The 17737-nt window shown below is 70.9% G+C and carries 15 protein-coding genes and 1 riboswitch; of the genes, 8 read left to right on the top strand and 7 right to left on the bottom strand.

Annotation, left to right across the window (positions count from 1 at the left end):
* Window position 1 precedes the first annotated feature (1 nt).
* The 3 genes from ACFO6V_RS24195 (at window position 2) to ACFO6V_RS24185 (ending at window position 3745) form a co-directional block, all read left to right on the top strand.
* Window positions 2–784: a hypothetical protein gene (locus tag ACFO6V_RS24195; protein ID WP_377140524.1), complete on the top strand. Its 783-nt coding sequence runs from the start codon at window positions 2–4 to the stop codon at window positions 782–784.
* Between the two features lie 68 nt (window positions 785–852).
* The gene (gene rocD / locus ACFO6V_RS24190; protein WP_377140521.1) at window positions 853–2451 is read left to right on the top strand and encodes an ornithine--oxo-acid transaminase; all 1599 of its coding nucleotides are present in this window, start codon (window positions 853–855) and stop codon (window positions 2449–2451) included.
* 46 nt (window positions 2452–2497) lie between these two features.
* Entirely contained in the window at window positions 2498–3745 is a 1248-nt protein-coding gene (locus tag ACFO6V_RS24185) for an aspartate aminotransferase type Ic (RefSeq protein WP_377141155.1), read from the top strand.
* A gap of 76 nt (window positions 3746–3821) precedes the next feature.
* On the opposite strand, the gene ACFO6V_RS24180 is transcribed toward ACFO6V_RS24185, so the two are convergent.
* The 3 genes from ACFO6V_RS24180 to ACFO6V_RS24170 all read right to left on the bottom strand — a co-directional run bounded on the left by ACFO6V_RS24180 (window position 3822) and on the right by ACFO6V_RS24170 (window position 6938).
* The gene (locus ACFO6V_RS24180) at window positions 3822–4790 is read right to left on the bottom strand and encodes a universal stress protein (protein WP_377140519.1); all 969 of its coding nucleotides are present in this window, start codon (window positions 4788–4790) and stop codon (window positions 3822–3824) included.
* Window positions 4791–4988: 198 nt separating this feature from the next.
* Window positions 4989–5735: a C40 family peptidase gene (locus tag ACFO6V_RS24175; protein WP_377140517.1), complete on the bottom strand. Its 747-nt coding sequence runs from the start codon at window positions 5733–5735 to the stop codon at window positions 4989–4991.
* 50 nt (window positions 5736–5785) lie between these two features.
* A riboswitch (cyclic di-AMP (ydaO/yuaA leader) is annotated at window positions 5786–5972 on the bottom strand.
* A gap of 249 nt (window positions 5973–6221) precedes the next feature.
* A complete protein-coding gene (locus ACFO6V_RS24170; protein WP_377140515.1) occupies window positions 6222–6938 on the bottom strand; it encodes a metal-dependent transcriptional regulator in 717 nt (238 codons plus the stop codon).
* 83 nt (window positions 6939–7021) lie between these two features.
* Here ACFO6V_RS24170 and serC point away from each other — a divergent pair, with 83 nt between their 5' ends.
* The 5 genes from serC (at window position 7022) to ACFO6V_RS24145 (ending at window position 12221) form a co-directional block, all read left to right on the top strand.
* A complete protein-coding gene (serC, locus tag ACFO6V_RS24165) occupies window positions 7022–8131 on the top strand; it encodes a phosphoserine transaminase (protein ID WP_377140513.1) in 1110 nt (369 codons plus the stop codon).
* Window positions 8132–8249: 118 nt separating this feature from the next.
* On the top strand, window positions 8250–9101 hold the full coding sequence (locus ACFO6V_RS24160) for an MHYT domain-containing protein (RefSeq protein ID WP_377140511.1): 852 nt from the start codon (window positions 8250–8252) through the stop codon (window positions 9099–9101).
* Between the two features lie 143 nt (window positions 9102–9244).
* Complete coding sequence (locus tag ACFO6V_RS24155) at window positions 9245–9688, top strand: MarR family winged helix-turn-helix transcriptional regulator (RefSeq protein ID WP_357467506.1); 444 nt, start codon at window positions 9245–9247, stop codon at window positions 9686–9688.
* Entirely contained in the window at window positions 9685–10989 is a 1305-nt protein-coding gene (locus ACFO6V_RS24150; protein ID WP_377140509.1) for an MFS transporter, read from the top strand. The genes ACFO6V_RS24155 and ACFO6V_RS24150 overlap by 4 nt, the downstream gene beginning before the upstream one ends.
* A gap of 212 nt (window positions 10990–11201) precedes the next feature.
* Window positions 11202–12221, top strand: a complete 1020-nt coding sequence (locus ACFO6V_RS24145) for a hypothetical protein (RefSeq protein WP_377140506.1) — start codon at window positions 11202–11204, stop codon at window positions 12219–12221.
* 135 nt (window positions 12222–12356) lie between these two features.
* Here ACFO6V_RS24145 and ACFO6V_RS24140 read toward each other — a convergent pair whose 3' ends face one another.
* The 4 genes from ACFO6V_RS24140 to ACFO6V_RS24125 all read right to left on the bottom strand — a co-directional run bounded on the left by ACFO6V_RS24140 (window position 12357) and on the right by ACFO6V_RS24125 (window position 17532).
* A complete protein-coding gene (locus ACFO6V_RS24140) occupies window positions 12357–13820 on the bottom strand; it encodes an NCS2 family permease (protein WP_377140504.1) in 1464 nt (487 codons plus the stop codon).
* Between the two features lie 19 nt (window positions 13821–13839).
* Window positions 13840–15930, bottom strand: coding sequence for an acyltransferase family protein (locus ACFO6V_RS24135; RefSeq protein ID WP_377140502.1), 2091 nt, complete (start codon window positions 15928–15930; stop codon window positions 13840–13842).
* Between the two features lie 153 nt (window positions 15931–16083).
* Window positions 16084–16620: a CAP domain-containing protein gene (locus tag ACFO6V_RS24130; RefSeq protein WP_377140500.1), complete on the bottom strand. Its 537-nt coding sequence runs from the start codon at window positions 16618–16620 to the stop codon at window positions 16084–16086.
* 87 nt (window positions 16621–16707) lie between these two features.
* Window positions 16708–17532 (bottom strand): CAP domain-containing protein, encoded by an 825-nt coding sequence (locus ACFO6V_RS24125; protein WP_377140498.1) that lies wholly within the window; start codon window positions 17530–17532, stop codon window positions 16708–16710.
* Window positions 17533–17737 lie beyond the last annotated feature (205 nt).

Genomic DNA, 17737 nt, shown 5'->3' with positions numbered 1-17737 from the left:
CATGGTCGACGACAAGCAGAAGCTGACGGCACCGGAGTCCGACAAGCAGCCGACTCCTGGCGACGCGGTACTGAAGCCGGACAACGGCGTCGAGGTCACACCAGCAGACTGGGTCCACTACAAGCCCGACAGCCCGCTCGACCACCTGGTCGACAAGGCGGTGACCATCCCGTCCGCGAGCATCCACAAGCATGTGGACAAGGTGCGGGCGCGCAACCCCGACGCCAGCCCGGCCGAGGTCATCAAGCTCCTGGAGAAGGAGTACATGCGGGTGATCCAGACGACGGGCACCGCGGTCGGCGCCGCCGCGGCGATCCCTGCCGTGGGCACCGCCGCGAGCGTCGCCCTGTCGACGAGCGATGTCGCGACGTTCTTCGCCTCGTCGGCCGCGTTCTCCCTCGCGGTGGCGGACGTGCACGGCATCGAGGTCCAGGACGTCCCGCGCCGGCGGGCCCTGCTCCTGGCCACGGTGCTCGGCGACCAGGGTGCACAGGACGTCGAGAACGCCATCGGCGGTTCCGGCGTCGCCTGGGGCAAGGTGCTGCTCACGAGCATGCCGCGCACCACGCTGTACAAGGTGAACAAGGCGCTCACGCACCGGTTCATCCAGAAGCAGGTCGCCAAGCAGGGCAGCCTGCTGCTGGGGCGCATCCTGCCGTTCGGCGTGGGCGCGATAGTCGGTTGGGTCGGCGCACGCGCCCTCGGCCACACCGTGATCGCCCAGTCCCGCGTCGCGTTCGGCGCACCTCCGGAGCGCTTCCCCCGGGTCATCGAGCAGAAGTAGGCACGGCTGGGCAGCGCATATACGCATCTGCTCGGCGGGATGGCATGACCCGCCCTAGGCTGCGGGTCATGGCGGACACGACCCACGGCGCACTCGCCCCGACGTACGACCCACTGCCGATCACTATCGCGCGGGCGCACGGTACGCACGTATGGGACACGGACGGCAACGAGTTCCTCGACTTCTTGTCGGGGTACTCGGCCCTGAACTTCGGGCACCTGCACCAAGGCCTCGTGGCCGCGGCGATGACGCAGCTGCGCCAGGTCACTCTCACGACCCGTGCGTTCGACCACGACCGGCTGGAGGAGTTCGCCCAGCGGCTCGTCGAGGTGGTGGGGGTACTGACCACCGGCGGCGAGGACAGCCTCGTGGTACCGATGAACACCGGCGCGGAAGCCGTCGAGACCGCGGTCAAGGCGGTCCGCAAGTGGGGGTACGACGTGCGCGGCGTGCCGGAGGACGAGGCGACGATCATCGTCGCCGCCGGCAACTTCCACGGCCGCACCACCACCCTCGTCGGCCTCTCCGACAACCCGACCGCGCGCGACGGGTTCGGACCCTTCGCCCCGGGCTTCCGACGGGTTCCGTTCGGGGACCTGGACGCCGTGGCCGCCGCCGTCGACGACACCACGGTGGCCGTCCTGATGGAGCCGGTGCAGGGCGAGGCAGGTGTCGTGGTGCCGCCGGACGACTTCTGGCCCGGCCTGCGGGAGCTCACCGCCAAGCAGGACATCGCCCTGGTGGCCGACGAGGTCCAGTCGGGGCTCGGCCGCACCGGAACCACCCTGGCCTGCGAGCTCTGGGACGTGCAGCCCGACCTGGTCTGCCTGGGCAAGGCGCTGGGCGGCGGGATCATCCCGGTCTCGGCGGTGGTCGGCAAGCCGGAGATCCTCGGCGTCCTGACCCCTGGCACGCACGGTTCGACGTTCGGCGGCAACCCGCTGGCGTGCGCTGTCGGCATCGCCGCGCTCGACCTGCTCTCGACGGGTCAGTACCAGGCCCGTGCGTCGGCGTCGGGCAAGGTGCTCACGGAACGGCTCGAGGCACTCGTCGAACGAGGTCTGCTGGCTGAGGCCCGCACCATCGGGCTGTGGGCGGGCATCGACCTGGACCCCGCGCTGGGCACCGGGCGCGAGCTGTGCGAGGCGCTGCTGGAACGCGGCGTCCTCGCCAAGGACGCGCGTACCGAGACGGTCCGCCTGTCACCACCGCTGTCGATAGTCCAGCCCGAGCTGGAGATGGCCCTGGACATCCTCGAGGAGTCCCTGGTCGCGCTCCGCGGCGAGCACTCAGCGGCCGCCGCCAACGAGATGGCGAATGCGGCAGCCGAAGAGGCTGCGCGCACGGCACCGGACTCGGCGACGGACAGCACGGCAACGGACGAGGCGACGGACACCGCGGCAGACGACGCGACGGACGACACCTCCGGCGAGGAGCCGGGCGAGGCACCGGGCGAAGACCCCGCCCAGGACGCCGGAGCCGAGGCCGTCGCAGAACCCGTCCCGGACCCTGCTGACGCCGAGGACCCTGCGGCAGAGACCGAGGACGCTGCGGCAGAGACCGACGTGCCTGCCTCGGCGGCCGGCGATCCGGCCGACGTCGTCGAGGACGAGGCCGCCGCGGAAGGCAAGGACGGACGCTCCGAACTGTCACCGACCGCCGGCTGAGCGTAGGCTCCGGGAGGTGACCACTACGACGTCGTCCCCCACCGTCATGCTCCCGGCGCTCCCCGAGCTTCAGCAGGCCTACGCCGAGCTTCAGGCCAAGAACCTGAAGCTGGATCTCACGCGTGGCAAGCCGTCGGCCGAGCAGCTCGACCTCGCCGAGCCGATGCTGGCCCTGCCTGGCGTCGGCGTGCACGCCGACGACACGGGCACCGATGCACGCAACTACGGCGGGCTCGACGGCGGGCTCCCGATCCGGCGTATCTTCGCCGAGCTGCTGGACGTGCCGGTCGAGCAGCTCCTCGCCGGCGGTAACGCCTCGCTCACGACCATGCACGACGTCGTCGCGTACGCCGAGCTGTTCGGGTTCCCCGAGTCCCCGAAGCCGTGGGCGCGCGAGGAGAAGGTGCGCTGGATCTGCTCGGTCCCGGGCTACGACCGGCACTTCACGATCTGTGAGGCGCTCGGCATCGAGATGATCTCGGTGCCCATGACGCCGGACGGCCCCGACGCCGAGGCCGTGGCCGCGCTCGTCGCCGAGGACCCCACCATCAAGGGCATGTGGGTCGTCCCCACCTACTCGAACCCGGACGGCGCGGTCATCACCGACGACGTCGCCCGCGCGCTGGTCTCGATGCCCGCCGCCGCGCCGGACTTCCGCATCCTGTGGGACAACGCGTACGCGGTGCACCACCTGACCGACGACGAGGTGACCAGCCCGAACGCCATCGCGCTGGCCGCGGAGGCCGGGAACCCGGACCGCGTGATCATGTTCGCCTCGACGTCCAAGGTCACGTTCGCCGGTGCGGGCGTCTCCTTCCTCGCCAGCTCGGCGGCCAACATCGCCTGGTACAAGAAGCACCTGTCGGCGGCCTCGATCGGCCCGGACAAGATCAACCACCTGCGGCACGCCCTGTTCTTCGGCTCGGCCGACGGCGTGCGCGAGCACATGCGGAAGCACCGCGAGATCCTGGCGCCCAAGTTCGAGGCAGTGGCGCAGATCCTGAACGAGCGTCTGGGCGGGTACGGCATCGCGTCGTGGACGGAGCCCAAGGGCGGCTACTTCGTGTCGCTCGACGTCGCCCCGGGTACCGCGTCCCGCGTGGTGCAGCTCGCCAAGGAGGCGGGGATCGCGCTGACGCCGGCGGGCGCCACGTACCCGTACGGCAAGGACCCGGAGAACAAGAACGTGCGCCTCGCGCCGTCGATGCCCCCGCTGGACGAGGTCCGCACCGCGATGGACGGCGTGGCGACCTGCGTCCTCCTGGCCGCCGCCGAGGCCGGGTCCGCGAAGTAGGCCGCGAAGTAGAGCGCCTGTCCGAGTCTCGCGGTGGCAACCAGGGAGACTCGGACAGGCGCTCTACTTCGCGGACCTAGTCCGTGCAGTGCTTGTTGACCACGAGCACCGGGCACGCCGCGTGGTGCAGCACCGCCTGGCTCGTGGAGCCCAGCAGGAGCCCGCGGAACCCGCCTCGGCCGCGCGACCCCAGAACCACCAGGTCCGACGCCGTCGAGAACTCCGTCAACAGCTCCGCACCGGTACCGTCCAGCACGATCCGCCGGATCCGCAGGCCGGGGTTCTGCGCCTCGTACTTGTCGACCAGGACGTCCATGCCGGCTCCGATGTCGGCAAGCACCTGCTCACGGTCGATGTTGGACGGCAGCCACGCGAGCATCCCGCTGTTCCCCACGGGCACACCGGTGACGGCGGTCAGCTCCGCGCCCCACGCGTTCGCCTGCAGGATCGCGTGCTGCAGCGCCCGCTCGGCCTGCGGCGACCCGTCCACGCCGACGACGATGCGGCGCACCTCCCGGATCTCGGCCGCCCCTGACGTCGTCGTGCTCGTCTCGGCGTCCGCCGCCGGCCCAGAGCCCGGCACGGTCCAGGAGACGCCCCTGTTCGCCTCGGCGCGCAGCGGGACCACGACGACCGGGCACCGCGCGTGCGCGGGCAGCGCGGACGACACCGTGCCCAGCAGCCGCTCCGTGAACCCGCCCCGGCCGCGCGTGCCGACGACGGCCAGCCCGTAGTCGCCGGACAGCTCCACGAGCACGCCCGCCGCGTCGCCGGTCGCGACCTCGGTCGTGGCGCGCACGCCGGCGTCCGCCACGCGCGCCTCCGCCTCGGCTAGAACCGACTTGGCGCCCTCCTGGATGGTCGTGTCGTCGAGGGCGGCGTATCCGCCGTCGAGCGACGCGGCCGTGAAGGACGGCAGCGAATAGCTGCACACGATGTGCAGTGCCCAGCCCACGCGGTGCGCGTAGGCGGTGGCCCAGTCCAGTGCGTGGAGGCTCGCGGCCGACCCGTCCACCCCGACCAGTACGACCTCGGATCGCGTCATCGCAAGACCTCTCTTCGCCCAAGCACCATTGCACTCCAACGCTACCGGCGGCGCGCGCGTTATGGGTAACCAGCGAACGATGGCAAAGCAGAGATTCGCGAAGTAGAGCGCCTGTCCAGATCTCCCTGGCGACACCAGGGAATTTCGGACAGGCGCTCTACTTCGCGAATCTCTGCTTGCGGTACTACGTGGCTGGGATCAGCCCAGGCGGATGAACGTGGGGTTCGACTGCCAGATGGTGCGGAAGTCGACGACGGTGCCCGGCTTGGACGCGTCGATCATCGTGTTGCCACCGGCGTAGATCGAGACGTGCCCGGGGGTCCACATGAGGTCGCCCGGCTGAGCCTCGGACGCCGGCACCTGGGTGCCGTAGCTGGCCTGCGACGACGACGAGTGCGGCAGGTTGATGCCGAGCTGCCCGTAGACGTACTTCGTGAAGCCGGAGCAGTCCATGCCACTAGGGCTGGAGCCACCGGAGACGTACGGCACGCCGATGTAGCGGCTCGCGATCGAGATCACGGAGTTGCCGATCGCCGATGCGGGGATGTCGACCGAGCTGGAGGCGGTGCTGGCGGCTGCCTCGGCGGCCTCAGCAGCCTCGGCGGCGGCAGCCTCGGCTGCCTCCTCGGCCTCGGCGGCGGCGAGCTCCGCCTGGTAGTCCTCGTTCTCGGCGGCGGAGACCACGGAGACCGCGGACTTCTCGACGTTGAGCTCTGCGTCGGGTGCCACCGACACGACGGGTGCGTTGGAGAGCGCCTCACGGGCCTGCGTCGCCAGCGCGTTGAGGTCGACCGAGTTCATCTTCGCGTGGCCGGTCTCCACCGGAGCCGCCTGGGCGACCAGCGCGCCACCGAAGGTCGAGACGAGGAGCGCGCCACCAGCGGCTGCGACCGCGGTGCGGCGGCCTACTGCGGCGTTCTGAGCAAGTTCGGTGAACGGAGTCACTGGTCGTCGCGCAGCCCGATGGCGAGCGCGAGTCGTACGTGCAGTCACGTAGTACCTCTCCTTGAACGCCTTCGAGGTCAGCTGTCGGGTTCGGGTGGGAGAAATCACCCGGCCGAGCATCCCGAAGGAATACCCGGCTTCACCCCGAGGACGCGCCCTGGCGCCCGTTGGTGGGTCCCCCGCCTCTGTCATGCGGTCGTCTTGGGGCCCCGGCCGGTGACAGAGTTCGGCGTCCGTCCGAGGACCCCCACGAATAACTCCGTGGGAGCGGTCCGAACGTACCGGACCTCACCCTCGATGTCACGTTCCGGCAACGAGTGCCAGAGCGTGTCGCGCGAGGGGTGCTACCTTTCGGGCAAATCGGACGGAAAACGGGACTGCCGCAGGGCCCGCGAGGGTCCGTTCAGGCTGTGCCCGTGCCGCCTGAGGCTGCGACTCCGCTCCGGGCGGGTGCCTCGTTCCTCGACCCCCACCCTGCGCTGCGCCTCAGGCGGTCGCGACGAAGAGGTGGCGGGCCACGTCCTCACCGAGCTCGAGCGCCGTACCTGCGCCGTCGACCGCCACCGTGTAGGTCCCGCCGCTGTGCTCCGCCGTGATGCGGGAGCCGGGCACCAGGCCGGCCTCGGACAGGCGAGCGAGCAGCTCGATGTCCGTCTGCAGCGGCTCGGCGATGCGGGTGAGCGACGCCGCGAGCGGCTCGCCCTTGACGCCCTTCTTCGCCGCCGCCTCGAACGCGGAGGGCAGCGAGATCACGCCGGTCAGGAACGGCACGTCGGTGTATTCCTCACCGAGCTCCGACAGGCCGGGGATCGGGTTGCCGTACGGGTCGTGGTGCGGGTGGTCGAGCAGCCCCACGAGGCGCTTCTCCACCAGGTCGCTCATCACGTGCTCCCAGCGGCATGCCTCGACGTGCACGTGCTCCCAGTCGAGCTTGATGACGTCGGTCAGCAGCCGCTCCGCGAGGCGGTGCTTGCGCATCACGCGCATCGCCTTGTCGTGGCCCAGCTCGGTGAGCTCGAGGTGCCGGTCGCCCGTCACGATCACGAGACCGTCGCGCTCCATGCGTGCGACGGTCTGCGACACCGTCGGACCGGAGTGCCCCAGCCGTTCCGCGATGCGCGCGCGCAAGGGCGTGATGCCCTCCTCGTCGAGCTCGTAGATCGTCTTGAGATACATCTCGGTGGTGTCGATCAGATCCGTCACGTCAGCTCCCGTCATGCGCACAGCCGCCCAGTCGCCCTGGACACGTGCGGCCCGGGCGTCGGCCCAGGTTCTAGTCTAGTTCTGTGCCACTGACAATCCCGCCACACCTGCTGCCCGCCGACGGACGATTCGGCTCCGGCCCCTCCAAGGTGCGCCCGGGACAGGTGGATCATCTGGTGGCGAACGCGCACGTGCTCGGCACGTCACACCGGCGGGCGCCCGTGAAGAACCTGGTGCGCCGTATTCGTGAGGGTGTCACGGAGCTGCTCGGCGCGCCCGACGGATACGAGGTGGTGCTCGGCAACGGCGGCGCCACCGCGTTCTGGGACGTCGCCACGCTGTGCCTCGTGGACCGCAAGGTGCAGCATGCGGCGTTCGGCGAGTTCGGCGGCAAGTTCGCCGCCGCAACGTCGCGCGCCCCGTTCCTCGAGCCCTCCCAGGTAATCTCGGCCGAGCCCGGCGCCGTCGCCTACCTCGAGCCCGCCGGCGACGTCGACACCTACGCCTCCCCACACAACGAGACCTCCACGGGCGCCATGGCGCCGGTGCGGCGCCCGTCGGGGCCGGACGGCGCCGTCGTGCTCACCGACGCGACGTCCGGGGCCGGGGCCCTGCCCGTCGACCTGAGCCAGACCGACGCCTACTACTTCGCGCCGCAGAAGGCCTTCGCCGCGGACGGCGGCCTGTGGCTCGCCGTCCTGTCCCCCGCTGCCGTCGAGCGCGCCGCACGCGTCGAGGGCTCGGGGCGCTGGGTGCCGGAGTTCCTGTCGCTCACGACCGCGATCGAGAACTCGCGCCAGGACCAGACGCTCAACACGCCCGCCGTCGCGACCCTGCTGCTCCTGGCCGACCAGGTCGAGTGGCTGATCGACCAGGGCGGGCTCGAGTGGTCAACGAAGCGCTGCGCGACGTCCGCCGAGATCCTCTACTCCTGGGCCGAGTCACGGGAGTGGGCGACGCCGTTCGTCGCGCGCCCCGAGGAGCGGTCCGCGGTGGTCGGCACCATCGACCTCGCCGAGGAGATCGACGCGGGGCGAGTGATCTCCGAGCTGGCCGCCAACGGCGTGCAGGACGTGTTCGCGTACCGCAAGCTGGGGCGCAACCAGCTCCGGGTGGGCATGTTCCCCGCGGTCGACCCGGACGACGTCGCGGCGCTCACCGCGTGCGTCGACTACGTGATCGAAGCAGTCTGACCAGCGCGATCACGTCCGCAATATCCCTTGGACGGGGAGTTCAGCCTATTGTCCGAGCCGTGGGGACTCTGTAACGTTTCGGCATCCTAGGGAACCATTCGAGGGGCTGTTCAACACCATGCCAGTGATCGACCACTTCACCTTCGGGATCGTGACGCCGCTGCTGGCGTACGCGATCTCGTGTACCGGCGCAGCGACGGGCCTTGCGTGCACGTCTCGCGCCCGAGCAGCATCGGGCGGCACGCGCGCGGCGTGGCTCGTGTTCGGCGCCATTGCCCTAGGCGGTACCGGCATCTGGGTGATGCACTTCGTCGCCATGCTGGGTTTTTCCGCATCCGGTGTAACCATCCGGTACGACGTACCCGAGACCCTCCTCAGCGCGGCGATCGCCATCGTCGTCGTGGGTGCGGGCCTCTTCATCACGGAGCTGGGCAAGCGCAAGCTCCCGGCGATGCTCGTCGGTGGTGCCCTCGCGGGCGCCGGCGTCGCAGCCATGCACTACATGGGCATGGAAGCGATGGAGATGTCGGCGGAGGTCGTCTACAACCCCGTCTACGTCATCGCCTCGATCGTCATCGCCGTCGTCGCGGCCACCGCGGCACTGTGGTGCACGGTGCACATCCGCGGCACGCTCGCCACGATCGTGGCCACACTGGTGATGGGGCTTGCCGTGACCGGCATGCACTACACCGGGATGGCCGGGGTATCCGTGATCAACCCGATCAACAACGTTCCCGCCGGCGCCTCGACGATGCAGCTGCTCGTGCCGCTCGTCATGGCGGTGAGCGTCGTGACGTTCCTGCTCATCCTCGGCATCGGCCTCTGGCCCACCGAGGACGAGCTGCGCACCCAGGCCGAGTTCGAGAGCCGGCTCAAGGCGCACAGCGAGCAGGGCCAGCGGTTCGAGAACGTCCAGCAGGACCTGCAGCCGGGTCCCGCTCAGTTCGCGCAGACGCACCGCGCGCTCTGACCCTCGGCAGGTCCGCGAAGTAGAGCGCCTGTCCGAGTCTCCCCGGTTGTCGCCGGAAGACTCGGACAGGCGCTCTACTTCGCGGACCTCAGTGTGACCGCACGCACGTACCGTTAGCAAGGCTAATGATCTAGACTGGCGGGGTGTCGAGCTCCCGCAGATCCAGCCGAAGCCCGGCCACAGTAGGGGGCGACCTCCGCGTCGCCCTGACCCGCGTCTCCCGCCGCCTGCGTGCGGAGCGCGGTGAGGCCGACCTCCCTGAGGGCCAGTTCGGCATCCTCACGGTGCTGCACAAGCACGGCGAGATGTCCCCTGGTTCCCTCGCCGAGCACGAGCGCGTCCGGCCGCCGTCGATGACCCGAGCCGTGAACACCCTGACCGAGCTCGGTCTCGTCGAGAAGGTGGAGCACGCGACGGACCGCCGGCAGGTGGTCGTCCGGCTCACCGCCGCGGGCTCGCGCGAGGTCGCCGAGACCCGGCGTCGCCGTGACGCCTGGCTCACCAAACAGCTGTCCACCCTGACCGGAGAGGAGAGAGAGATCCTTGCAGGAGCCAGCGAGCTCCTGATCCGGATCGCCGCTCGATGAGCGCAACTTTCGCCAGCCTGAAGTACCGCAACTATCGCCTCTGGTTCGCCAGCGCTCTCGTCGCCAACATCGGCACCTGGATGCAGCGCGTGGCACAGGACTGGGTAGTACTGACCGTCCTGACCAACAACTCCGGTGTCGCCGTCGGCATCGTCACCGCCCTGCAGTTCATCCCGCACATCTTCCTGTCCGCGTGGGCCGGCCTGCTCGCCGACCGCGTCGACCGCCGCAAGCTCCTGATGCTCACGCAGGGGGGCATGGGCGTGCTGGGCCTCGGGCTCGGTGCGCTGGTGCTGTCCGGCGCGGCCGAGCTGTGGCACGTGTACGTGTTCGCGACCCTGCTGGGCGTCGTGAGCGCGATCGACGGCCCCGTACGGCAGACCTTCGTCGCCCAGCTCGTGCCGACCAAGCGGCTCGCGAACGCCGTCGGCCTCAACTCGACGAGCTTCAACGCCGCGCGGCTCATCGGGCCAGGTGTGGCGGGTCTGCTCATCGCCGTCGTCGGCACCGGCTGGGTGTTCGTCATCAACGGCATCGCGTTCGGCGCCGTCATCATCTCGCTCACCCGGATGCGCGACCTGCGCGCCCTTCCGGTCGCCTCGCGCGCCAAGGGGCAGATCCGCGAGGGTCTCGCCTACATCCGCGGCCGCAGCGACATCGTCGTGATCATGGTCGTCATGGGCGTGGTCTCCATGTTCGGCCTGAACTTCCAGCTGACGTCGGCCATGATGGCGCGCGTCGAGTTCGGCCGGGGCGCGAGCGAGTACGGCATCCTCGGGTCGGTCCTCGCGATCGGCTCGCTCGCGGGAGCGCTCCTCGCCGCCCGGCGGGAACGACCGCGGGTACGGCTCGTGCTGGGTGCCGCGTTCGCGTTCGCGTTCGCCATGGGGATCCAGGCGGTCATGCCGACCTACCTCGGCTACCTGCTGATGTGCATCCCGGTCGGCTTCGCGTCCCTGACGATGCTGACCTCGGCCAACGCGGCGATCCAGCTCTCGGTCCCCCCGGAGCTGCGCGGCCGGGTCATGTCGATCTACGTGCTGGTGGTGCTCGGTACGACGCCCCTCGGTTCCCCGGTGGTGGGCTGGGTCGGCGAGACGTTCGGCCCGCGGTACGCCGTGCTGATCGGCGCCGTGGCGACCCTCCTGGTAGCCCTGGTCGCGACCGTGTGGGCGTACCGGACCTGGCACGTGCGCGTGCGCGCCCGGCTCTCCCGCTCGCACCGCATCCCGCGCCCGTACCTCCAGGTGACCTACCCGGACGTAGAGCCGGAACCGACCCGCCAGGCCCTGGCGGCCTGACGACGCTCCGCCTCGACCTGGTGCGCGCGTCTACCCAGGGATTAGGCCCGAACTCGCACTGAGTTCGGGCCTAATCCCTGGGTAGAAGCGTGCATTCGATGACCCCTGCGCAGCACGCCGAGATCGACCACAGGGGGCATCGGTCAGCAGTTGTGCACAGGCCCGCCACGGCGGCACGACGCGGCCGACTCCGCGCTGCTGAAGTAGGTCCTGTGCCAAAGACCTTCGAGATCCCCCGGGCGGCGGAGCCGCTGCTCCGGCGGCAGGCCGGACTCCTGTCCACGCTCCAGTGCGAGGAGCTCGGCATCGGCCGCGAGACCCGGCGCCGCCTGGTCCGGCACCAGCGCTGGACCAGCCCCGCACGGACTGTCTACGACACCGACCCCGTGCCGCTCGCGCACCGGGTCAGGGACGACTTGTTCGCTCACGCCGCGAGGTGGCGCACCTGGTTCGCCCTGCTGGTGCACGGTCCGGACACCATAGCGACGGGAGCCTGCGCCCTCGTGCTCCACGGTGTGTCCGGGCTGCCCCGCGGCTTTCCCCTGGAGGTGGCCCGCGCGGACCGTTCGCCGCGGCTCCGCCGGCACGGCGTCGCCGTCGTCGACTACCTGCCCTTTCCCACGGTGTCGATCGACGACCGCCAGGTCGCGCGTATCGACCACGCCGCCGCGCAAGCGATAGTCAAGCTTCCGCGCCAGAACGTCCTCGCCGTGCTCGACGACCTCGCGCGACGTCACCGGTTCGGCCCGGTCGAGCTCGCCGCCCTCCACGACCTGGTCCGACGTCGGCACGGTGCCGCCCGGCTCCACGAGCTGTTCGGCCTGGTCGTCACGCGCTCGGAGTCGCCCGCCGAGTCCTCCGCCCGGCTGTCGTGCCACGACAACGGGGTGCCGCCGGACGACATCCAGGCCCTGATCGTGATCGACGGCAAGGCCGTGGCACGCGTCGACTTCATCTGGCGGCTGCCCGACGGACGCTGGCTCGTGGTCGAGATCGACGGCGTCGGGCCGCACAGCACGCCGCAGGCGCTGGTCCGCGACGCCCCTCGGCAGAACCAGCTGCTGGCGTCCGGGCAGGTGATCATGCTGCGCTTCAAGCCTGCCGACAACGACAGACCGGGTGGCGTCGGCGCGCAGATCGCCAAGGTGCTGGCGGCCCACGGCTGGACCCCTGGCCGCTACCCGGATGCGGGGTCCCGCATCGAGCTGGGCTCTCCGGCAGCTTCCCGGTGACCCGCGTACCGCGGGTTCGCGTGCCGCGGGTTCGCGTACCGCGAGTTCGCGTGCCCAGTGATTAGGCCCGAACTCAGCGCGAGTTCGGGCCCGATCACTGGGTAGAAGCGTGCATTCGCTGACCCGCTCAGCGGGTCAGATACCTACCGCCGCGCGGATGGGCCCCAGGAGGAAGTAGACGACGAAGAGGGCCCCCGCGACCCACAGCAGCGGGTGCACGACACGCACCTTGCCGACGGCGACCTTGAGCAGCACGTACGAGATCACGCCCGCCCCGATGCCCACCGTGATCGAGTACGCGAACGGCATGAGCACCATCGTGAGGAACGCGGGGATCGCTACCTCGAGGTTCTTCCAGTCGATGCCCGTCACCTGGACGACCATGAGGAACCCGACGATCACCAGCGCGGGCGTGGCCGCCTCGTGCGGCACCACGGTCACGAGCGGCGCCAGGAAGGTCGTCAGCAGGAACGCCACACCCGTGGTGACGGCGGCGAGACCGGTGCGGGCGCCGTCGCCCACGCCGGACGCCGACTCGACGTACGCCGTGTTGGACGACACCGACCCCATGCCGCCCGCCGACGCGGCGATCGAGTCGACGATCAGGATCTGGGTGGTGCGCGGCGGGTTGCCCTTCTCGTCGAGCAGCCCGGCCTCGCCACCGATGGCGACCATGGTGCCCATCGTGTCGAAGAAGTCGGCGATGAGGAGCGTGAACACCAGCAGGATGACGGCGATCGGGCCGATCTTCTCGAACGAGCCGAACAGCGAGAACTGCCCGATGAGCGAGAAGTCGGGCAGGGCCACCGCCGAGTCGGGCAGCGCCGGGACGTTGAGGGACCAGCCACCCGGGTTGTCCTCGGCGCGCCTGCCGATCTGCGCCACGGCCTCGATGACCACGGCGAGCACGGTCGAGGCGATGATCGCGATGAGGATGCCGCCGCGCACCTTGCGCACCATGAGGACGGCGGCCAGCAGCACACCGAACGCGAACACGAACAGCGGCCAGGCGCCGAGCGAGCCGCCCATGCCGAGCTCCGTGGGCGTCGCCAGCGAGGCGGGGATGCGCACGAAGCCGGCGTCGTACACACCGATGAACGTGATGAACAGGCCGATGCCCACGCTGATCGCGATCTTGAGCTCGCGCGGCACAGCCCGGAACACGGCCTCCCGGAAGCCCGTGACCACCAGGATCAGGATGACCAGGCCCTCCAGCACCACGATGCCCATGGCGTCGGCCCAGGTCATGCCCGGCAGGGCCGCCACAGAGAACGCGACGACGGCGTTCAGGCCGAGCCCCGCCGCGAGCGCCAGCGGGAAGTTCGCGACCACGCCCATGAGGATGGACATGACGCCGGCGACCAGTGCCGTCGCCGCGGCGATCGCGGCAAGGTCGCCGCCAGTGGTGCCGCCGCCCAGGTACTGGCCGGTGCCGTCGGGCACGTTGCCGAGGATGAGTGGGTTCAGCACGACGATGTAGCTCATCGTGAAGAAGGTGACGAGTCCGCCGCGCACCTCCGTCCACACCGTGGACCCGCGTTCGCTGATCTTGAAGAACCGGTCGACGGCGCCCCGCGCCTGGGCCTGGTCGTGAGCCATGGTCCGATGTTGCCCTTCGTTACCCGATGGTGCTCGACGACGTGCCGCGGACTGCGGTCTTGAGCATCTGCTCCACCGACCGCACCTGGGTCAGCACGTAGTCGCGGCTGAGATGGTGATAGTCCCGGTAGACGGGGTGGTCGATGTCGCCGATGCCGCAGCTGTTCGCGTCGCACGTCTCCGACCAGACGCCGTCCCAGGTGGGAACACCGTACTTGCTCCAGATCTCTGCGCTGATCCGGGGGAAGTCGCCGTTCGAGCTCTCGGCCTCGGCGCGCGACATGCTGCAGTCACCGAGCCGGTCCAGCGGCCGGGTGAGGCAGTCGAGCGGGTCGACGTCGAGCTGGGGGTTGTCCTTGACCGCCACCACGGTGGGCGTCGCGGCGGTGAGGTGGGCGAACAGCTTGTCGTTCGCGCTGGTCCAGGCGGCGCGGGCCTCGTCGCCGGTCATCCGGGTGCCATCGGTGTGCAGCATGCGGTCGCCGTAGATCTGCGCCTGACTGACGACGACGGCGTCGGGCCGCAGCTCGTCGACCACGTGCCGGGTCTCGGTCTGGAAGCGGGCGCACGACCCGCGTCCGGCGCGCTGCTCGACGTCGACCTGGGCCGCGGGGCAGCCGTGCCGCCAGCGGAGGACGAGGCGCAGGCCGGCGTCGGCCGCCGCGGCGTCGAACGCGGGGGCCCACTGCGCGGCGTGCGAGTCGCCGAGGAGGAGCACGGTGGTGGTCGCGGAGACGTCGCCGAACAGGCACAGCTCGGCGCCCGACGCCGTCTCGGCGGTCTCGGTGCAGTCGTACGGTTCGGGTTGGGCGCCGGCTGCTACGGCAGTGGCGTAGGGCTCCTGCTGCAGCACGGCTCCGGTGGCCACCCGGGTGCCGACGCTGAGGGTGCCCACCGCGAGGCCGATGACGAGGGTCACCGCGGCGGTGCGGCGCCACGACTTCATGGCGCTGCTGAACCGGATCGGGTTCTCGACCCAGCGGTAGGTGGCGACGGCGGCACCGAGCGCGGCGAGCGTCGCGAGCACCTTGATCCAGATCGCGTCGTCCTGCACCGCCGCGGTGGTGAGCACCACGAACGGCCAGTGCCAGAGGTACCAGGAGTAGGAGACGTCGCCTATCCGCTGCAGCACCGGCAGGCCGAGCACCCGGTCCACCCAGGTCCCGTCCGCGGGGATGCTGCCGGCGGCGAGCACGAGCAGCGCGCCGCCCACGGGCAGCAGGGCCACGGTGCCGGGGAACGGGTCGGTCTCGTGCACGAACGCGAACGAGAGCGCCAGCAGCAGGACCCCCGCGGTGCCGAGCAGGGCCCGGAGCAGCCGCGGCCGCAGCCGGGAGAGCTCGGCGAGCCGGCCCCAGGGCAGGGTCGCGACGAGCGCGGCGCCGGCGAACTCCCAGGCGCGGGTCGGCAGCACGTAGAACGCCCAGTCGGGGGCGGCCGTCGTCAGCCAGACGGAGGTGGCGAGCGATACGACGAACGTTCCGGCGAACAGGAGCTGCAGCATGCGGCGGGCCGGCACGCGGGTGCGGCGGGCCACGGCGACCGCCAGCAGGATGAGCAACGGCCAGAAGATGTAGAACTGCTCCTCGATACCGAGCGACCAGGTGTGCAGGTAGGGGCTCGGGGTCACGGAGTCGGAGAAGTAGTCCTGCCCCTGGTACGGGAACAGCAGGTTGGAGACGAACAGCATCGCCGACGCGGCGTGCCAGGCGAGGCGCCCCCAGACCAGCGGCGACAGGACCAGGACGCTCGCGAGCAGCGTGACCGTCACGACCAGCGCGAGCGCGGGCACGAGGCGCCGCATGCGGCGGGTCCAGAACTCGACGAGGTCGACGCCCCCGGACCGGTCCACCTCGCGCAGCAGCAGCGAGCTGATCAGGTAGCCGGAGATCACGTAGAAGATGTCGACGCCCGTGAAGCCGCCGGGGATCGCGATCCCCGCGTGGAACACGACGACGGCGAGCACGGCGACCGCCCGGAGACCGTTGATGTCCGTGCGGAACGGGTGGCCGGCACCCGCGGCGGCAGGAGCCGCGTCGGTCCCGGGGCTGCGGGGTTCCGGAACCAGTTCGTCGGGTCGCTCGACGGCGGTGGTCGTCGCCTGCGCCATTTTTCTCCTGCGGTCGTTCCGGACGGGTGCGCGGCTCACGATAACGGGCGCACCAGGTTACCTCGACCGGGTATCGAGGAGGGTGTGGGGAGAGTCAGGCTCTGCCGCTATCGGTTGAGCCTGCGGTCCCGCTCCAGGCGCGTGACCTCCGGCTCAACCGAGGAACACGTGGGAGCACGTCAGCAGGGGCATCGCGGGCGTGCCGCCGGCCCTGACGCACCCGATCGCGCCGCGCAGCAGCTCGGGGTCCACGAGGTTCTCCCGGTGCGACGGCGAGTCGATCCAGGCCTGCACGACGTCCTGCGGCGGCTGGTCGGTGCGGCTGAGGTTCTCGGCGGCGAACGCGCTGCCCGGGCAGGTCTCCTGCACGGGCTCCAACGGCGCGTGAACCAGCTTCGGCGCACCGATCAGCGCCCCTGCCCGCTCGACGGCCACGGCGGCGAGACACTCGTCGTGCTCCACCGGTGGTACGTCCCGCTGGGCACGGGCCGCGTTCACGCCTTCCTCCAGGGCTGCCGCGTACTGCTCCGGATCGGCCAGGTCCACACTGCCGGACGGGGTCCAGGTCGGCGACGGACCGGGCGTCGCCTCGACACCCCGGGGGTCGCCGGACGGCCCCGCCCCACAGGCGGTCAGCAGTGCGGTGGCGAGCAGGAGCGGGATCGCGAGGCGGGTCAGGGCGCGGAGCACGGGGTCGATTCGACACCGCGTTGCCCGGGCACACAAGCCGAGGCGCCGCGCCGCTCGCCCGCCGAGCCCTTGTCACCGCCGCCTGGCTCAGCCCAGGAACACGTGGGCGCAGATCATGACGGGCGCGGCGGGGTCGCCGCCGTCGGGCACGCAGGCCACGGCGCCCCTGGTCAGGTCGCCGTTCAGGATGTTGGCGCGGTGCCCCTCGGAGTCCATCCAGCCCTGGGCCGCCTCGGGTGGTGACCACCCACCCTTGGCCAGGTTCTCCGCCACGGCAGAGGTGGGGCAGGTCTCGAAGATCGGCTCGAGCGGCGCGTGCGCCAGCTCCTTGCCGATCAGCGCCTCGGCCCGCTCGAGCGCGACGTCGTAGGCGCAGGTGTCGTGCGCCAGGGCGGCCAGGCCGTTGGCGGTGCGATGGCCGTTGACCGCGTCCTCCAGGGCCGCCGCGTACTGCACGGCGTCGGTCAGGTCCGGCTCGGCGCCGCCGGCGCCCCCGTCACCGCCGGTCCCGCCCGTTCCGTCATCGTCCCCGCCGGAACCACCGCCTCCGCTGCCGCCCGCTCCCGCCTCGTCGTCCGACCCGGGAGGCGGCGTACGGTCCGCGCTGCGCGACGCCGAACCGCTCGGCGCCGGCTGCACGTCCACCGCCGCGGCCTCCTGGGTGTGCTTTCCCCGGATCGGGCCCACCGAGGACGGCCCAGGATCAGGCGCCAGCCGGACGGGCACCGCCTCCGCGACCACCCCGGGTGCGATCCCCGGCGCGGGCATCGGCTCGGCGCCGGGGTCGAGGAGCCCCGCGCACGCCGTCAGGCAGGCGGCCACCGCGACGCCCAGGACCGCGCGGGTGACCGCCCCGCGCAGGGCAGGCCCTGGCCGGGACGCGGACGACGTCGTACAGCGCGCTGGGGACACAGGTTCGGACAATACCGGCGATCGCTACCGCACGGAATGCCCCGAAAGCTACCGAGATCGGTCAGGGGAGCGGGCAGGAGCCCCGTTCACGCCCACAGGTCGAGCGGGAAGGCGGCCAGCAGGGCGTCGCCGTCCCACACGGGTGGGCGGACGCCGCCCAGCTCCACCGCCTCGTCGACGGACGCCGCGACACGGAACTCCTCGC

Source organism: Promicromonospora alba (genome assembly GCF_042654905.1).
Lineage (GTDB): Bacteria > Actinomycetota > Actinomycetes > Actinomycetales > Cellulomonadaceae > Promicromonospora > Promicromonospora alba.
The sequence above is the reverse complement of the archived record's forward strand: the minus strand, read 5'-3'. Positions and strand labels throughout refer to the sequence as shown.